Origin of the sequence: Streptosporangium sp. DT93, assembly GCF_049844535.1 — a bacterium.
Taxonomy (GTDB): Bacteria; Actinomycetota; Actinomycetes; order Streptosporangiales; family Streptosporangiaceae; genus Streptosporangium.
Window position 1 is genome coordinate 204,621 of record NZ_JBNCLF010000009.1, and the last position, 16,179, is coordinate 220,799.

General features: G+C 70.7%; 12 protein-coding genes. 4 read left to right on the top strand and 8 right to left on the bottom strand.

The window, feature by feature from the left end:
* Positions 1–38 precede the first annotated feature (38 nt).
* The 4 genes from ACLQ2R_RS21075 to ftsE form a co-directional block, all read right to left on the bottom strand.
* Complete coding sequence (locus tag ACLQ2R_RS21075; protein ID WP_425961837.1) at positions 39–1,928, bottom strand: penicillin-binding transpeptidase domain-containing protein; 1,890 nt, start codon at positions 1,926–1,928, stop codon at positions 39–41.
* A complete protein-coding gene (smpB, locus tag ACLQ2R_RS21080; protein WP_425961838.1) occupies positions 1,925–2,398 on the bottom strand; it encodes an SsrA-binding protein SmpB in 474 nt (157 codons plus the stop codon). Before smpB ends, ACLQ2R_RS21075 begins: the two co-directional genes overlap by 4 nt.
* A 196-nt stretch (positions 2,399–2,594) precedes the next feature.
* Positions 2,595–3,503, bottom strand: coding sequence for a permease-like cell division protein FtsX (ftsX, locus tag ACLQ2R_RS21085; RefSeq protein ID WP_425961840.1), 909 nt, complete (start codon positions 3,501–3,503; stop codon positions 2,595–2,597).
* A gap of 31 nt (positions 3,504–3,534) precedes the next feature.
* Entirely contained in the window at positions 3,535–4,224 is a 690-nt protein-coding gene (ftsE, locus tag ACLQ2R_RS21090) for a cell division ATP-binding protein FtsE (protein ID WP_012888192.1), read from the bottom strand.
* A gap of 236 nt (positions 4,225–4,460) precedes the next feature.
* Here ftsE and ACLQ2R_RS21095 point away from each other — a divergent pair, with 236 nt between their 5' ends.
* The gene (locus ACLQ2R_RS21095) at positions 4,461–4,649 is read left to right on the top strand and encodes a hypothetical protein (RefSeq protein WP_425961843.1); all 189 of its coding nucleotides are present in this window, start codon (positions 4,461–4,463) and stop codon (positions 4,647–4,649) included.
* Between the two features lie 169 nt (positions 4,650–4,818).
* Here ACLQ2R_RS21095 and prfB read toward each other — a convergent pair whose 3' ends face one another.
* Entirely contained in the window at positions 4,819–5,940 is a 1,122-nt protein-coding gene (prfB, locus tag ACLQ2R_RS21100; RefSeq protein ID WP_425961844.1) for a peptide chain release factor 2, read from the bottom strand.
* 65 nt (positions 5,941–6,005) lie between these two features.
* Here prfB and ACLQ2R_RS21105 point away from each other — a divergent pair, with 65 nt between their 5' ends.
* Positions 6,006–7,127 carry a hypothetical protein gene (locus ACLQ2R_RS21105; RefSeq protein WP_425961846.1) on the top strand — a complete coding sequence of 374 codons (1,122 nt, stop codon included), beginning with the start codon at positions 6,006–6,008 and terminating at the stop codon, positions 7,125–7,127.
* Between the two features lie 321 nt (positions 7,128–7,448).
* Here the strand turns inward: ACLQ2R_RS21105 and ACLQ2R_RS21110 are convergent, their stop codons facing one another.
* The 3 genes from ACLQ2R_RS21110 to ACLQ2R_RS21120 form a co-directional block, all read right to left on the bottom strand.
* Complete coding sequence (locus ACLQ2R_RS21110; protein WP_425961848.1) at positions 7,449–12,362, bottom strand: NAD-glutamate dehydrogenase; 4,914 nt, start codon at positions 12,360–12,362, stop codon at positions 7,449–7,451.
* A 638-nt stretch (positions 12,363–13,000) separates the two neighbouring features.
* Positions 13,001–13,207, bottom strand: coding sequence for a zf-HC2 domain-containing protein (locus ACLQ2R_RS21115; RefSeq protein WP_386235914.1), 207 nt, complete (start codon positions 13,205–13,207; stop codon positions 13,001–13,003).
* Positions 13,207–13,749 (bottom strand): sigma-70 family RNA polymerase sigma factor, encoded by a 543-nt coding sequence (locus ACLQ2R_RS21120; protein WP_425961850.1) that lies wholly within the window; start codon positions 13,747–13,749, stop codon positions 13,207–13,209. Before ACLQ2R_RS21120 ends, ACLQ2R_RS21115 begins: the two co-directional genes overlap by 1 nt.
* 247 nt (positions 13,750–13,996) lie before the next feature.
* Between ACLQ2R_RS21120 and ACLQ2R_RS21125 the strand changes: the two genes are divergently transcribed.
* Together ACLQ2R_RS21125 and ACLQ2R_RS21130 are read left to right on the top strand one after the other, a co-directional pair.
* Positions 13,997–14,674, top strand: coding sequence for a DUF4142 domain-containing protein (locus ACLQ2R_RS21125; protein ID WP_425961852.1), 678 nt, complete (start codon positions 13,997–13,999; stop codon positions 14,672–14,674).
* The gene (locus tag ACLQ2R_RS21130; protein WP_425961854.1) at positions 14,671–16,167 is read left to right on the top strand and encodes a DUF1996 domain-containing protein; all 1,497 of its coding nucleotides are present in this window, start codon (positions 14,671–14,673) and stop codon (positions 16,165–16,167) included. The genes ACLQ2R_RS21125 and ACLQ2R_RS21130 overlap by 4 nt, the downstream gene beginning before the upstream one ends.
* Positions 16,168–16,179 lie beyond the last annotated feature (12 nt).

A 16,179-nucleotide genomic window follows, 5' to 3' on the forward strand; every position in this document is an offset into this window, starting at 1 on the left:
GCCGACGTCACCATCCCGGAGCCCCCGCGGGCGGGGGCTCACGGCGTGACGCTCAGGCCCTGGAAGAAACGCCCGGCGACGGCCGCGCCCGCGGCCGGGTCGGAGCTCTGCATGAGCACCGCCACGGCCACGTCGCCCTGCCAGCCGACGAACCAGGCGTACGGCTTGCGCTTCTGCAGCACGGTGGCCGTGATGCCGTGGACGGGGTCGCCGGGGGCCGCGGCGGCGCGGGCGGATCCCGCCACGACCCCCGCGCGCATGAAGCCGCGGAGGGTCTGGACCGTCCTGTCGTCCAGCCTGATCGGGTCGGGTGCCTTGATCGGCTCGGCGTCGGTCGTGGGGTCGACGGTCTTGGGGTCGGTCACCAGGACCGGGGGACGCCAGGTGCCCGACGCCACGGCCCCGGCGACCAGCGCCATGGACAGGGGGCTGACCAGGACGTTCTGCCCGGCGATCGCCTTGGCCGTGGCGGCGTCGCCGTTGAGCGGCCGCACCACCCCGCTGAACGCCTTCAGCGGCAGGCTCCACTTCGCCGCGATGCCGAATTTCTCGGCCTCGGCGGCCAGTTCCGCGCCGCCGATCCTGCGGGCCAGCGACGCGAGCGCGGTCACGCAGGCGCCCGCGAAGTTGGCCTGGAGGGTCGGCGAGGTCCCCGCGGGCGAGCCCTCCTGGTGGAACGGCGCCCCGCCGACGCTCCGGTCGGCGGGGCAGGCCAGCCGCTGACCGGGACTGATCCGCGCCTTGAGGATGCCGCCGACCGACATGATGGAGAACGTGGTCCCGGCGGGGAACCTCCCGGCGAGGGCGTGCCTCTCCTGGTCGTACTCCTCGGTGCTGGCCACCGCCCGGATGTCACCGGTGGAGGCCTGGACGGCGACCACCATGCCCGGGATCCCGCCCGTCAGCGCGGTGTCGGCGGCCTTCTGGTAGGCGCGGTCGAGCGTGGTCTGCACCGGCGAGGTGGACCGGTCGGGCTGCCACTTCTTGAGCTCGGCCACCTCCTTGAGCGTCTTCAGGTCGACGGTGATCACACGCGTGTCGGTCGAGCCGGTCAGGTGCTCCTGGTACGCCTTCTGCAGCCCGCCCCTGCCGACCGTGTCCCCGGCCCGCTGCGGGCCGCCGAGCTGCTGCACCGCCTCCTGGGTCACGGCGGTGACGGTGCCGACGATCGCCTTGGGGGAGGCCGGCGCGAGCTCCTGCTCCTGCTCGGTGAGGGTGATGCCGGGCACGGCCCGCAGGTCGGCGCTGAGCTGCCCGAACCTGGTGCGGCCGAAGGTGACCAGCGGCACCTGGACGTTGGGCGGCGCCGAGCGGATCCGGCTGAGCAGCCGGTCCTGCGGAAAGCCCGTGATCTTCGAGAGCCGCTCGCAGAGCTTCTCCGCCTCGCCGCTCTTCAGGTTGGCGGGGACCACCTGGGCGACGTGCAGGACGGCCTTCTCCTGGAGCGGGTCGCGGTTGCGGTCCAGGATGGGCTGGCGGCCCTCGGGGTCGACGTCCACCGCGAAGCGCTGCCCCTCGGCGAGCTTGGGGTGCAGCACGCTGGGCGACCAGCGCACCTTCCAGCGGCCGTCGACCAGGTGGAGCGGGATCTTGCCCTGGTACTCCCACAGGGGGTTGTTCTCCCCCAGGTCGACCTCGGCGTCGAAGTCGGCCTCGACCTCGTCCGCGGCGCGGCGCATCCCCGTGACGGTGAAGCGGAACGACGCGGCGTCGAGATCGAACGTGGCGTTCTCCAGCGCCCGGCCGACCGCTTTCTCGTCGCCGTCCGTACGCCTGGCGGCGTAGTCGTAGTCGCCCGTCTGCCAGCCGATCAGGAAGTCGCGCACCGCCTCGTGGGCCGAGGGCTCCTCGAAGCACGCCGACAGCATGGGGGCCGTCACCGCCAGCGCGAGCGCCGCGGTGCCGGCACGCCGGGCCTTCCCCCTCACGATCCCCTGTTCCTGTGTCTGAACGCGCGCGCCATCTCCCGCTTGGCCTGGTTCTCGGCCAGCGTCTGCCGCTTGTCCCAGTCCTTCTTGCCCTTGGCCAGGCCGATCTCGATCTTGGCCTTGCCGTCCTTGAAGTAGATGGCGAGCGGCACCAGGGTCAGGCCGCCCTCCTTGGTCTTGGAGACCAGTTTCTCGATCTCCTTGCGGTGCAGCAGGAGCTTGCGGGTTCGGCGCGCGGCGTGGTTGGTCCAGGTCCCCATCGTGTACTCGGGGATGTGGACGTTGATCAGCCAGGCCTCGCGGTCCTTGATGACCGCGTACCCGTCGAGGAGGGACGCACGGCCGAGCCGCAACGACTTCACCTCCGTGCCCTGGAGCACGAGACCAGCCTCGTAGGTGTCCTCGATGTGGTAATCGTGCCAGGCACGCTTGTTCTGGGCGATGACCTTCCGCCCGGTCTCACGTGGCATGTCTGGAGCCTACCGGTGACCGGGCCCGCGGGCCGCGCCCGAACGCTCCCGGCGCCCCCGGAGAACCGGGGACGCCGGGAGCGCCACGTCCGCCGGGAACCTCGAAGGCACCGAGGAAGCCGGGAGCGCCGGGGACGTCAGGGTCGTCAGGAACGGCGAGGACGCCTGGTACGCCGAGAGCGCGGGCACCGGAGCGTCACACCCGCAGGTAGCGGCGGAGCGTGAAGAAGGAGGCCAGCACACAGATGAGCACGCCGATCACCATGGTGAAGCTGATCACCGAGGCGACCGTCTCCCAGGAGAGCTGGCTGTTGCCCGCGGCGATGTAGAGCTGCACGGTGTCGAAGAGGAAGACCTTGCTGACGATCAGCAGGATCGCGGCCACCACACCGCCCAGCAGTCCGGCGATGACGCCTTCCATCACGAACGGGAGCTGGATGTACAGGTTGGACGCGCCCACCAGGCGCATGATGCCGGTCTCGCGCCTGCGGTTGTACGCCGAGAGCCTGACCGTGTTGCCGATCTGCAGCGTGGCGGCGAAGACCAGGATGATCGCCACCAGCATCGCGGCCCAGCGGAGCATCTCCATCAGCCCGAAGACCTTGTCCAGCAGGGCCTTCTGGTTGATCACGTTGGAGACGCCCTTGGCGCCCTGGACGGCGTCGATCACCGCCTCGTAGGTGTCCGGGTCCTTGAGCTTGACCCGGAACGACTCGGGGATGTCGGCCGCACCGATCGCGGAGGTCATGACCGGGTCGCTGTTGCGGGCCTTCCAGTTCTGGTAGGCCTCGGCCTGGCTCTCGAAGGTCACCTTTTCGACCTGGGGCAGAGCCTTGATCATCGCCTCGAGCTCGGCCCGCTCGTCCTCCTTGATGCCCGCGCTGCCCTTGCAGTTCGGGAAGGGACTGTTCTTCTCGCACAGGAAGACCGAGACCTCGACCTTGTCCGTCCAGAAGTCGCCCATGGCGTTGATCTGGGAGTTGATCAGCAGACCGACTCCCAGCAGTGCCATACCGATCGCCACGTTCAGGACGACCGCGATGGTCATCGTGAGATTGCGGCGGAGGCCGATCCAGACCTCGGAGAAGATGAAGTTTGCCCGCATGCTCTTCCTGTCGCTCTTTCCGGTCCTGGTGTCAGTACGCCTGGCCGTACACGCCCCGCGACTGGTCACGGACGATCTTGCCGTCCTCCAGTTCCACCACCCGCTTGCGCATGGAGTCGACGATGGCCGCGTCGTGCGTGGCCATGACGACCGTGGTGCCGGTCCGGTTGATCCGGTCGAGCACCTTCATGATGCCGATGCTCGTCGCGGGGTCGATGTTCCCGGTCGGCTCGTCGGCCAGCAGGATCATCGGCCGGTTGACGAACGCGCGGGCCATGGCGACCCGCTGCTGCTCGCCGCCGGACAGCTCGTCGGGCATCCGGTGTGCCTTGCCCTCGAGGCCGACGAGCTCGACGACCTCCGGGACCACCTTACGGATGAAGCGGCGCGGTTTGCCGATGACCTCCAGAGCGAACGCGACGTTCTCGTACACGTTCTTGTTGGGGAGCAGCCGGAAGTCCTGGAAGACACATCCGATCCGGCGGCGCAGATGAGGGATCTTGAAGTTGGAGAGTCGGGCGAGATCCTTGCCGGCCACGTGGATGGCGCCCGAGTTGGGGCGCTCCTCCTTCAGGACCAGCCGGAGGAAGGTCGACTTCCCGGACCCCGAGGGGCCGACGAGGAACACGAACTCGCCCTTGTCGACATCGACGCTGACGTGGTCCAACGCGGGCCGGTTCTGGTTCGCGTAGACCTTGGTGACATTATCAAAATGGATCACGGGCGCATCACGGCATGCCAGTCTAGGGGTTAGGACGGTCGCGGGAGTGGCAGAGGGCCACTTCCACCTCTCTCCGGCCCGAGGGCCCCGGTCTTCTGTCCAGACCGACGCTCCGGTTGGCCGGTGCCCCAGTCTAGGGGGAAGACTGGCATGGAACGTCCATAACGGAAACAAAACGATTCGGCGCCCGGCAACGACCGCATAAAGTAGTTCTGACCTCGACGAGGGAGGACGGCATGAGCTGTGAAGACCTGGTCTGCGCGGGGTGCGCTCACCCCGTGGCCGAGGGCCGCTGCCCCCGCTGCCGCGCGTACCGCGACCGGATGCACCAGAACGCCTTCGGCGGCATGACCCCGGTGATCGTCTCACTGCTGCTGATCGCGCTCCTGCTCAGCCTGGCGTTGCAGCAGCTCTCCGGCGCCTGACCGGCCCCTCCGGGCTCGCCTGGCCCGGACGGCGCCCGCTCCGGGCCCGTCACGACGGGCCCGGGCCGCCTTCCCCTGGCCTACGACGAACGCCTCGGCGTCCTCCCGGGCGCACCGGGGCCTCCTACGCCTTCCGGCGCTTCCCCGGGAGCCCCGGCCTCACCACCCCTCAGGCGTCGTCGACGCCCGACTCCAGGCGGCGCGTCCAGCGGATCTCCGCCTCGATGAAGGAGTCCAGGTCGCCGTCGAGGACGGCGCTCGGGTTGCCCGCCTCGGCGCCCGTCCGCAGGTCCTTCACGATCTGGTACGGGTGCAGCACGTAGTTGCGGATCTGCGTGCCCCACGAGGTGGTCGACTCGCCCCGGATCTCGTTCAGCGCCGCGGTCTCCTCCTGCCGCTTGCGCTCCAGCAGCTTGGCCTGCAGGACGGCCATCGCGGTCGCCTTGTTCTGCAGCTGCGAGCGCTCGTTCTGGCAGGAGACCACGATCCCGGTGGGCAGGTGGGTCAGCCGGACCGCCGAGTCGGTCGTGTTGACGCCCTGGCCGCCGGGACCCGAGGAGCGGTAGACGTCGACGCGCAGGTCGTCCTCGTTGATGTCGATGTGGTCGGTCGTCTCGACGACCGGCACCACGTCCACGCCCGCGAACGACGTCTGGCGCCGGCCCTGGTTGTCGAAGGGGCTGATGCGGACCAGGCGGTGGGTGCCGTGCTCGCCGCGGAGCGTGCCGTAGGCGTAGGGGGCCTTGACCGTGAAGGTCGTCGACTTGATCCCGGCCTCCTCGGCGTAGGAGGTCTCGTAGACGTCCGTCGGGTAGCCCCTGCGCTCGGCCCAGCGCAGGTACATCCGCTGGAGCATCTGGGCCCAGTCGGCCGCGTCCACGCCACCGGCCTGCGACTGGATCGTGACGACCGCCTCACGGGCGTCGTACTCCCCGGAGAGCAGGGTGCGGACCTCCAGGGCGCCGACGTCGCTCCTGAGGGAGGCCAGCTCGCGCTCGGCCTCGGCGAGGGTGTCCTCGTCGTCCTCGGAGGCGGCCAGCTCGTACAGGACGGAGATGTCGTCCAGGCGCCGCCCCAGCGACTCGATCCTGTTGACCTCGCCCTGGAGGTAGGACAGCCTGCTGGTGACCTTCTGCGCGCGGTCCTGGTCGTTCCACAGGTCGGGGGCGGCGGCCTGGTCCTCCAGCTCCTCGATCTGCTTGCGCATCGCGCCGAGGTCGAGCACGTCCTGGATGCTTTTCAGCGTCCCGGTAAGCTCGTTGATCTGTTCTGCCGGATCGATGAGTGCCACGTCTGTAAAGGGTACGCGACCCTGGGCCCCTGTCGTGTACGGCCCGCTCCCCCACCCTGGCTAGCATGGCCCGCATCGGTGAGCGGCGGGAGACGCGGGAGGTGAAGGTGCGCGGACACGGACGGCCACACGGACGGCAATACGGCCGGCGGCGCGCGCTCGCCCTCGCGCTGGCACTGGCCCTCGCCGGGGGCGCCGCGTGTTCCGGCGACGCCCGGCCCGAGCCGAGCCGCGCGGCCGGCGCCTCCGGCGCGCTCACCCCCGCGATCACGGCCACCCCCCGCCCCGCCCCCGCGGTGACGCTGGACGAGGCGTCGAAGGCGCTGGCGGGCGTCCTGGGCGCCGACGGCGTGCTGGGAACGGCCGAACCCCGCCTGGACGCCGAGAAGAGGCTCATCCTGGCGCAGACCCGCGACGGGCAGGAGGCGCTCACCCTGGCGGCCTTCAACGGCTCCCCCAGGGGGCTGCCCCGCTTCACCTGGGGCACGCCCCGGCTGCTGGTCCCGCGCGAGCAGAGCGGCCCGGCCTGGTTCGCCGCGACGGTGGAGTGCACCGACGCCTCCGGCCAGGTCCACACGGCCGTGCTGACGCTGCTGCGGCACGAGGGGGAGGCCTGGCGGCTCAGCTCGACCTCGCTGCTCGACGCGGGCGCCCCCGCGCCGGAGGTCGCCGTGGACGACGAGGGGTACGCGACCGCGCTGGACCAGCAGGACGAGACGGTGGTGATCAGTCCCCGGCTGATGCCCCCGCTGCACGCGACCTCCGCCGAGGAGGGCGCGCGCGGGTTCGCGGCGGACCTGATCGAGGAGGGCCCGCACACCACCGGCCACGCCGACGAGATCACCAGGTTGCGGATGAAGGACAAGTACAGCCTGTGCCTGGGCTATGACTCGATCTTCGCGGCGAGCGGCTATCCGGTGCACGCGCTGCGCACCGCCGACGGCGGCGCGCTGATCGTCTACTCCCTGATCAGGACCACCACCCGGAGCGTCAAGATCGAGCCGTGCGGGTCGGCCACCGAGGTCCCGGAGGAGCTCCGGAAGATGACCACGGAGGACTTCATCACCAAGGAGATGCGCCTGGTGGAGACCCAGCAGTACGTGAGCACGGTCCCGGCCAGGAGCAGCGGCCGTTCGGCCAGGGTCATCGGCCACCTCGGCGGCCTCACCAAGGTCATCGTGAACTGACCCGCCGGGATCCGGGGCTCGGGACTGGGGACTCGCCGGGGCTCGGGATCCGGGGCTTGGAGCTCAGAACCCGGGTCCGGGATCCGGGATCCGGGATCCGGGGCTTGGAGCTCAGAACTCGGGGTCCGGGGTCCGGGGTCCGGGGGCTTGGGGCTTGGGACTCGGGACCCGGGAGCCGGGACTCGGGAGCCGGGACTTCGAGCGCGGGCGTCCCGGCCCGCCGCCCCGGACGGGGGAACCCCGCCCGCCGGACCCCGGTGACGGGAGTCCGGCGAGCGGGCCCGATGCGGGCCGGCCGTAAGGAGAGCCGGGTGCGGGCGGTCAGGCCCCGGCGTGCGGGAGGTTGATGGTGGCCACCAGGGTGCGGATCGCCCGCAGCGCCACCGACAGGGTCGCCAGGTCGAAGGTGTCGCTCTCCCAGATCTCCGACAGGGTCTGCCGGGCCCGCGCGACCGCCGCCGAGTTGGCCTCGGTCCAGCGCGCCAGGCGCTCCTCCGGCGACAGGCCGGGCGTGCTGTGCGTCACGACGTCGTGGGTGAGCGCCGCGTGCGCGGCGTAGAGGTCGTCGCGCAGCGCGGCCCGCGCCATCGAGTTCCACCGGCTGTCCCTGGGCAGCGCGACCACGCGCTCGCGCAGCCGGGCGAGCTGGAGCCGGTCGGCGAGGTCGAAGTAGACCTCGGCCACGTCGTGCACCGGCCGGCCGGTCCGTGAGGCCACCTCCACCAGGTCGAACGTGGAGTAGGCCGGCACCATCGCGGCGACCCGCTCGGCCAGCTCCGCCGGGACACCCCGGGCGACGAAGCCGTCGCGCCGCTCCTCGAACCCCGCCAGGTCCGACCCGGTCAGCAGCTTGGGAAGGTGCGGCAGCAGGCCGTTCATGCCCTTGGCGAAGAAGCCGACGGTGGAGGCCAGGTCCAGCGGCGGGCGCCGGTTGCCCAGCAGCCAGCGGGTGCCCCGCTCGACGAGCTTGCGGGCCTCCAGCTCCATCGCGATCTGGGTCGAGGTGTCGACCCTGTTGTCCAGCTCCTCGATCCTGCGCCAGAGGCTGGGCATGTCGAAGACCTCGCGGGTGACCAGGTAGGCGCGGGCGATGTCGGGACTGGAGGCCCCGCTCTCCTCGCCCAGGCGGAACATGAACGTCGTCCCGCTGGAGTTGACCAGGTCGTTCACCACACCGGTGGTGATGATCTCCCTGCGCAGCGGGTGGGAGTCCATGTAGGTGCGGACCCGCTCGTGCAGCGCCGAGGGGAAGTAGGAGACCAGCCAGGAGGCCAGGTAGGGGTCGTCGGGCAGGTCGGAGGCCAGCAGCTCGGCGTCGGTGACCAGCTTGGTGTAGGCGAGCAGCACCGAGAACTCCGGCGCGGTCAGCCCCAGCCGGGCCTGGCGCCGCTCGGCGAGCATCTTGTCCGACGGCAGGGCCTCCAGGTCCCGGTTGAGCAGCCCGGCCCGCTCCAGCCTGCGCAGCTGGCGGGCGTGGATGTGCAGCATGTCGGGGGCCTGGGCGCGCGCGGCGGCCAGCACCACGTTCTGGTCGTAGTTGTCGCGCAGGACCAGCCGGGCCACGTCGTCGGTCATGTCGAGGAAGAGCTGGTTGCGCTCGGAGTCGGTGAGTTCCCCGTCGCGGACCGCCCGGTCCAGCAGGATCTTGATGTTGACCTCGTGGTCGGAGGTGTCCACCCCGGCGGAGTTGTCGATGAAGTCGGTGTTGACCAGCCCCCCGCCGCGGGCGAACTCGACCCGGGCGAGCTGGGTGAAGCCCAGGTTGCCGCCCTCGCCGATCACCTTGCAGCGCAGCTCGTCCGCGGTGACCCGCAGGCCGTCGTTGGCCTTGTCGCCGACGGCGGCGTTGGACTCGGTGGAGGCCCGCACGTAGGTGCCGATGCCGCCGTTCCACAGCAGGTCCACCGGGGCCCGCAGGATCGCGCTGATCAGGTCGGCCGGGGCCAGTGACGTCACCTCGCCGTCGATGCCGAGCGCGGCGCGCATCTGCGGCGAGACCGGGACCGACTTGGCCGTACGGGGCCAGACGCCGCCTCCGGCGGAGATGAGCGACGGGTTGTAGTCCGCCCAGGAGCTGCGCGGCAGCGCGAACAGCCGGGCGCGCTCGGCGTGGCCGCGGACGACGTCGGGATCGGGGTCGACGAAGACGTGGCGGTGGTCGAAGGCGGCGACCAGCCGGATGTGCTCCGACAGCAGCATGCCGTTGCCGAACACGTCGCCGGACATGTCGCCGATGCCGGCCACCGTGAAGTCGGTGGTCTGCACGTCCACGCCGATCGTGCGGAAGTGGTACTTGACCGACTCCCAGGCGCCCCGGGCGGTGATGCCCATGGCCTTGTGGTCGTAGCCGATGGAGCCGCCGGAGGCGAAGGCGTCGCCGAGCCAGAAGCCGTACTCCTTGGCCACGCCGTTGGCGATGTCGGAGAACGTCGCGGTGCCCTTGTCGGCGGCGACCACCAGGTAGGTGTCGTCCTCGTCGTGCCTGACCACGTCGGCGGGCGGGACCACCGCGCCGTCGACGAGGTTGTCGGTGAGGTCGAGCAGGCCGCAGATGAACATCCGGTAGCAGGCGACGCCCTCGACCAGCACGTCCTCGCGCGAGCCCGACCTGGGCGGGTTCTTCACCACGAAGCCGCCCTTGGAGCCGGTGGGGACGATGACGGTGTTCTTCACCATCTGCGCCTTCACCAGCCCGAGCACCTCGGTGCGGAAGTCCTCCATCCGGTCCGACCAGCGCAGCCCGCCGCGGGCGACCTTGCCGAAGCGCAGGTGCACGCCCTCGACACGGGGCGAGTAGACGAACACCTCGAACCTCGGCCGGGGCAGCGGCAGCGCGCTGATCGACGGCGAGTCGAACTTCAGGCTGACGTACGGCTTGCGGGCGCCGTCCACGGTCTGGAAGTAGTTGGTCCGCAGGGTGGCCCCGATCATCTCCAGGTAGGTCCGCAGGATGCGGTCCTCGTCCAGGGAGGCCACGTCGTCCAGGGCGGAGAGGATCTCCTCGCGCAGCGCCTCGGACAGGTCCGCGCGGACCTCGGCCGGGCGGCGGGGGTTGAGCCTGGCGTCGAACAGCCGGACCAGCAGGCGGGCGAGCCGCACGTTGCCGTTCAGCACCCGCTCGATGTACTCCTGGCTGAACGCGGTGCCGGCCTGGCGCAGGTACCTGGCGTAGACCCGCAGGATCTCGGCCTGCTCCCAGGTCAGCCCGGCGCACAGGACGAGGGCGTTGAACCCGTCGCTCTCCACCCGCCCGGCCCACAGGGCGCCGAACGCGTCCTGGAAGAGCCGCTTGAACTCGTCCCTGTCCACCTCGGGCGAGGGCGTGTAGCGCAGGCCGAAGTCGTAGATCCAGGCGTCCTTGGTCGCCGGGTCGTTGTCCCGGTCGATCGCGTACGGCCGCTCGTCGACCACCTCCACGCCCATCCGCTGGAGCAGCGGCAGCACGTGCGAGAGGGAGACCGGAGCGCCCAGGCGGTAGACCTTGAAGCGGCGCTCCCCCTCGGCGGCGTCGTAGGGCTCGTAGAGGTTCATCCCGATCTCGTCGCCGGAGGCGGCCAGCTCCTCCAGGCGGCGCAGGTCGGCGACGGCCGTGCGGGGCGGGAAGTCGGCCTTGTAGCCCTCGGGGAACGCCACGGAGTAGCGGCGGGCCAGCACGGGCGCGTCCCGCTCGGGGCAGAGCTCGGCGATGGCGCCGGCCAGCTCGTCCTCCCAGGTCCTGGTGGCCTCGGCCAGCCGCGTCTCCAGCTCCTCGACGTTCACCCCGTCGAGCGCCAGCGGCCTGCCGCGCTCGCCGCGCACCACCACGTGCAGCCTGGCCAAGGCGGACTCGCCGATCATGGCGCTGTAGTCGAAGGAGGTGCCGCCCAGCGCCCCGAGCAGGATCTCCTGCATCCTGAGGCGGATCTTGGTGGTGTAGCGGTCACGCGGCAGGTAGACCAGGCAGGAGATGTAGCGGCCGTAGTCGTCCGGGCGCAGGAAGAGCTTGACCTGCTTGCGCTCGCGGAGCCGCAGGACGCCCAGCGCGATCGGCAGGAGCTGCTCCACCGAGGTCTGGAAGAGCTCGTCGCGGGGGAAGGTCTCCAGGATCTCGATGAGGTCCTTGCCGTCGTGGCTGTCGGCGTCCAGCCCGGCGAGTTCGAGCACCTCGGCCAGCTTGCGCCGCAGCACCGGCACACGCGAGATGGACTCGTTGTAGGCCACGTGGGTGAACAGGCCGAGGAAGCGCCGCTCGCCGACGACCTCGCCGGAGGCGTCGAAGAGCTTCACGCCGACGTAGTCGAGGTAGGCCGGGCGGTGGACGGTGGCGCGGGTGTTGGCCTTGGTGATGATCAGCATCTGCTGTTTCTCGCGGGCCTTGGCGCGCAGCTCCGGCGGGAGCGCGGCGAAGCTTCCCGAGTCGGTGCTGTCGTGGCGCAGGATGCCGAGCCCGGTCCCGGGCAGGGCGTGCAACCTGTCGCCCTGGTCGCTCTCCTCCAGGCGGTACTCGCGGTAGCCGAGGAAGGTGAAGTGCCCGTCGGCCAGCCAGCGCATCAGCTCCACGCTGTCCTCGACGCCGGACGGGTCCAGGGGCGGCGGGAGGGTCTCGACGTCCTCGGCGGTGCGCAGCGCGATGGCCCGCATCTTGACGAAGTCCTCGACGGCGTTGCGCACGTCCTCCAGGACGCGCTGCAGGTCGTTCTCGATCCGCGCGAGGACCTCGGGGTCGGACTGCCTGTCGATCTCCAGGTGCATCCAGGACTCGGCGAGCACCTGCCCGGTGACGTCCTGGCGGTCGCCGTCGAGCAGCGTGCCGGTCATGTCCCTGCGCACCCGCATCTGCGGGTGGACGACCAGGTGGACGGCGATGCCGTGGCGGTCGAGCTCCATCGTCACCGAGTCGACGAGGAAGGGCATGTCGTCGGTGACGATCTCCACGACGGAGAAGGCGGCGTCCCGGCCCTGCTCCGGAGACCCGGCGGACCCGGGGGATCTGGGGGATCCGGCGGGCTCGGGTGTGTAGGCGCGTACCAGGGCGCGGCCCTGGGGGCGGTTCCCGGCCAGCCGCCGCTGGGCCATCGCCGGGCCGTACACCTCGGCGGCCTCGCGGCCGAGCAGGTCCTCCGGGGCGACATGCCGGTAGTAGCGCCGCAGGAAGGCGAGCACCTCCTCCACGCCGGCGTGGTCGCCGCCGGGGGTGCGCGCGCACGTCTCGGCGGCACTCCTCAGCAGCTCGTCCTTGGCCTCGTCGAGCGGCATGTCGCTCTCACTCCTTTGTGAGGGATTTTGCATGTTGGGGCGGAAATCCATGACCGGACTTATCGTGCCCATCGCGGAGAAGGTGATGCCGTCGCGCGCCTCGGAAGGGACGCGACGCCCGTACCGGGCCGTGCGCCGGGTACGCCCGGCGCCTGTGGTCCCGCGGGCACCGGGGCGCAGGACGCCCGGTGCGAGGTGACGGCCCCGGCGCGGACGGGGTCGTGAACAGGGTGGTGGACGAGGTCCTTGACGATGTCGTGAACAGGGTCGTGGACGACGCCGTGGACAGCGCCGCGGGCGGGCACGTCCGCGGCCGGCCGCCGCGGTTCGTCGTGGGAAACACGGCCGTGGGCCGCTGCCGGCGGGAAACGGCGGGTCGTCCGTTCGGAGACGGCCGGTTCCTCCCGCGAGACGGCGGTACGGCGATCATCCCACAGGGTCGGTTCGGAGAGGTCGTGGCGCAGCCGGGCGAGTCCGCGCTCGCCTGCGGCCCGTCGCCCGGCGGGCCGGACCTCGCGGCCCGTGCTCCGCCCATCGGGCATGGCCCGTGGCACGGCACCTCCAGTGGCCGTCTGTCACGGTCCCCGTTGACCGGAACACACCACCGTCCCTGATACCACCTGAAAACCGGCGAAACGTCAATGTGACGACGTCCGGCCCTCGTCCACACTGTTGGAGCGGTCCCGTCGCAGAGCGTCGAGCGGGCCGGGAACCTCACTCAGCTCCCGGAGCTCGATCTGGCACTCCTCGCACTCCATGAGGTGGCGTTCGAACACCTCGTGGTCCTCTTCGTCGAGCACACCGAGGGCATACGCCGCCACGTCATGATGCGGGGAGGGCAACATCAGCTCGCGACACCTCTCTCCTTCAGGACCTTACGAAGAGCCCGGATCCCGTAGTAGAGCCGAGACTTGACCGTACCCGGCGGGATCCCGAGGATCTCCGCCGCCTCGTTAATCGTACGGTCCCGCAGGTACGTCTGCTCGATGACTTCGCGGTGTTCCGGTGACAATTCGCGGAGCGCCTCGGCGACGATCATCGCCTCCAGCGCCCGATCGGACCCGTCGGGGACGGGTACGGCGTTTGCGTCGGCCGGTTCGACCTCCTGCGGTCTGGTCCCCCGCCTGCGACGACCGTCGATGACGATACGGCGGGCGACCGTGAGGAGCCAGGCCCACAGCAGGCCGGGCTCTCGTTGCAACCTCCCTGCGTTGCGCCAGGCACGGACGAGCGTCTCCTGGACGACATCCTCCGCCCATTGCAGATCGTTACCTGTGGCCTTGCGAACATGCCTGAGCAGTGGGACACCGAACTCCCGGTACAGGTCCTCTACCAGGGCGACATCGGTGTCCGTGCTCGCGAAACGACTGTCGAGTTGACGACGCACGGGCACATCTTTACACCTTCGTTATGCGTCACGTCTGTAACTTTCACAACTCCAGTCATTTCTAACTATCTCATCACTTCCTCTGAACCACCCCGGCGAGCGCCGCGTACCTCCCTCCAAGTGCGCCCGCACCGGCGGGCCTCGGGGAAAGGAAACGGCATGGCAGAGCGGCACATCCCGTGGCCGGTCGGACCCGTCCTCCTCACGGCTCCGGTGACGGTCATTCTCTGAGAGCGGAAGCCGGGTCATGTTCCGATCACTGTTCCGCCGCTTCAAGAACGGCGAGCCCCTGCTGTTCGGGGTCTTCATCGCGGTCGCCGCGGTGGCGGTCGTCCTGATCACGCCGCCCGGTGGCTCCCCCTCCCTGGCTACCGAGGGCTGGACCCAGACCCCGCAGGGGCCGCTGGGCCCGGCCGACCGCGATCTGCTGATCAAGGTCAGGCAGGCGGGGCTCTGGGAGATCCCCAGCGGCCAGCAGGCCCAGCAACGGGCCGCGAGCAAGCGGGTCAAGGAGGTCGGCATGCACCTGATGACCGACCACCTCAAGCTCGACGAGGAGGTCCGCGCGCTCGCCGCCAAGCTGAACGTGACGCTGCCCAGCCAGGCCAGCCCCGACCAGCAGAAGTGGATGGCGCAGCTCGCGGCCGTCCCGGCCGGCGCCGAGTACGACCTGCTCTTCGCCGACCTGCTGCGCAAGGCCCACGGAAAGGTCTTCACGGTGGTCGCCGCGGTACGCGCCGGCACCCGTAACGACCTGGTCCGGACGTTCGCCCAGCGGGCCGTGGAGGTGGTCATGAAGCACATGACCCTCCTGGAGAGCACGGGACTGGTCGACTACTCGGCCCTGCCCGAGCCTCCGGTGCCCTCGCCGCCGCCTCCCGTCGCGGCCGCTCTCGACACACCTGTGAGGAGAGAACACGCATGAAACGCATGAAACGCTCGCTCGTCTCCCTGTCGGCGCTGGCACTCGCCGCCGGCACGCTCACCACGATCACGTTCACGGTGGCGAGCACGACCCCCGCCTACGGCGACCACTGCGACCCGGCCGAGCAGGGCCAGAACCGGCAGCAGAGGCAGCAGGACCAGCAGGACGCCCCGCCCCAGGACCAGCAGGGACAGCAGCAGGACCAGCCCCCTCAGGACCAGCAGAATCAGCAGGGTGGGCAGGGCGACCAGCAGGGTGACCAGCAGCAGGCGCCCCCCGCGCAGGACGCGCCGGCCGACGCCCCCCAGGACCGGCCGGCGCAGGACCAGCAGGGCGAGGACGGGGCGGCCGACGTGCCTCCCCCGGCCGGGGCGCTCATCCCCGCCTCCCCGACCGAGCCGCCCGCCCCCGGGCAGGACGACCAGCAGGGCGGTGACCAGCAGGACCAGCAGGACCAGCAGGACCAGCAGGGTGACCAGCAGCAGGATCAGCAGGGCGCCCGGCAGGACCAGGACCAGGACACCGCCCGCCGCCGGCCCACCCAGTCCCCCACCCGCACCCCCGCCCCGAGCGAGAGCCCCGCACCGGGCGAGACCGCGCCCCCCGGGGACGGGGACGAGGAGGAGTGCGCCGACCTCGGCCCGTTCCCCGAGGACTTCATCGACATCCGGCAGGTCCAGCGCAACGTCCAGGAGCCCCGGGCTCGGCGCGGCGGCTCGCGCGGCACCTTCACCTCCCGGTGCGGCACGAACGGCAACGGCCACCGCAACCCCGACAACTTCATCGTGGCCCCCGGGGTCAGCAACGGCGCCCACCACATCCACGACTACGTCGGCAACCTGTCGACCGACGCGTTCAGCACCGACCAGTCCCTGGCGGCCGCGGGCACCACGTGCGCCCTCGGGGACCGTTCGACCTACTTCTGGCCGGTCCTGCGCGACCGTACCTCCGACGCCAACGTCGACGACCCCGACGGCAACGTGGGCACCATCATGCGGGCCCGCCAGGTGAGCCTGCAGTTCCGCGGCAACCCGGCCTCCAGGGTGACCGCCATGCCGCGCTTCATCAGGATCCTCACCGGTGACGCCAAGGCCGCCACGAACGGCGGCGCGAACGCCCTCGCCAAGTGGAGCTGCACCGGCTTCACCAACCGGATCACCACCAAGTACCCCCTCTGCCCCCGGGGCAGCCAGCTCCTGCGGATCCTGGACTTCCCGAGCTGCTGGGACGGGCAGAACAACGACAGCGCCAACCACCGCACGCACGTGCTCTTCCCCGACGGGAACGGCACCTGCCCCTCCGGCACCCGGGCGATCCCGCAGTTGCGGATGACCCTGGTCTACTCCACGCCGCGCACCCCGTCCTTCGCGCTGGACGCCTTCCCCGAGCAGCGCCACAACCCCGTCACCGACCACGCCGACTTCGCGAACGTGATGCCCGAGCGGCTCATGAGGTTCGCCGTCGACTGCATCAACCGGGGCCGTCGCTGCTGACGCCCCGCCCAA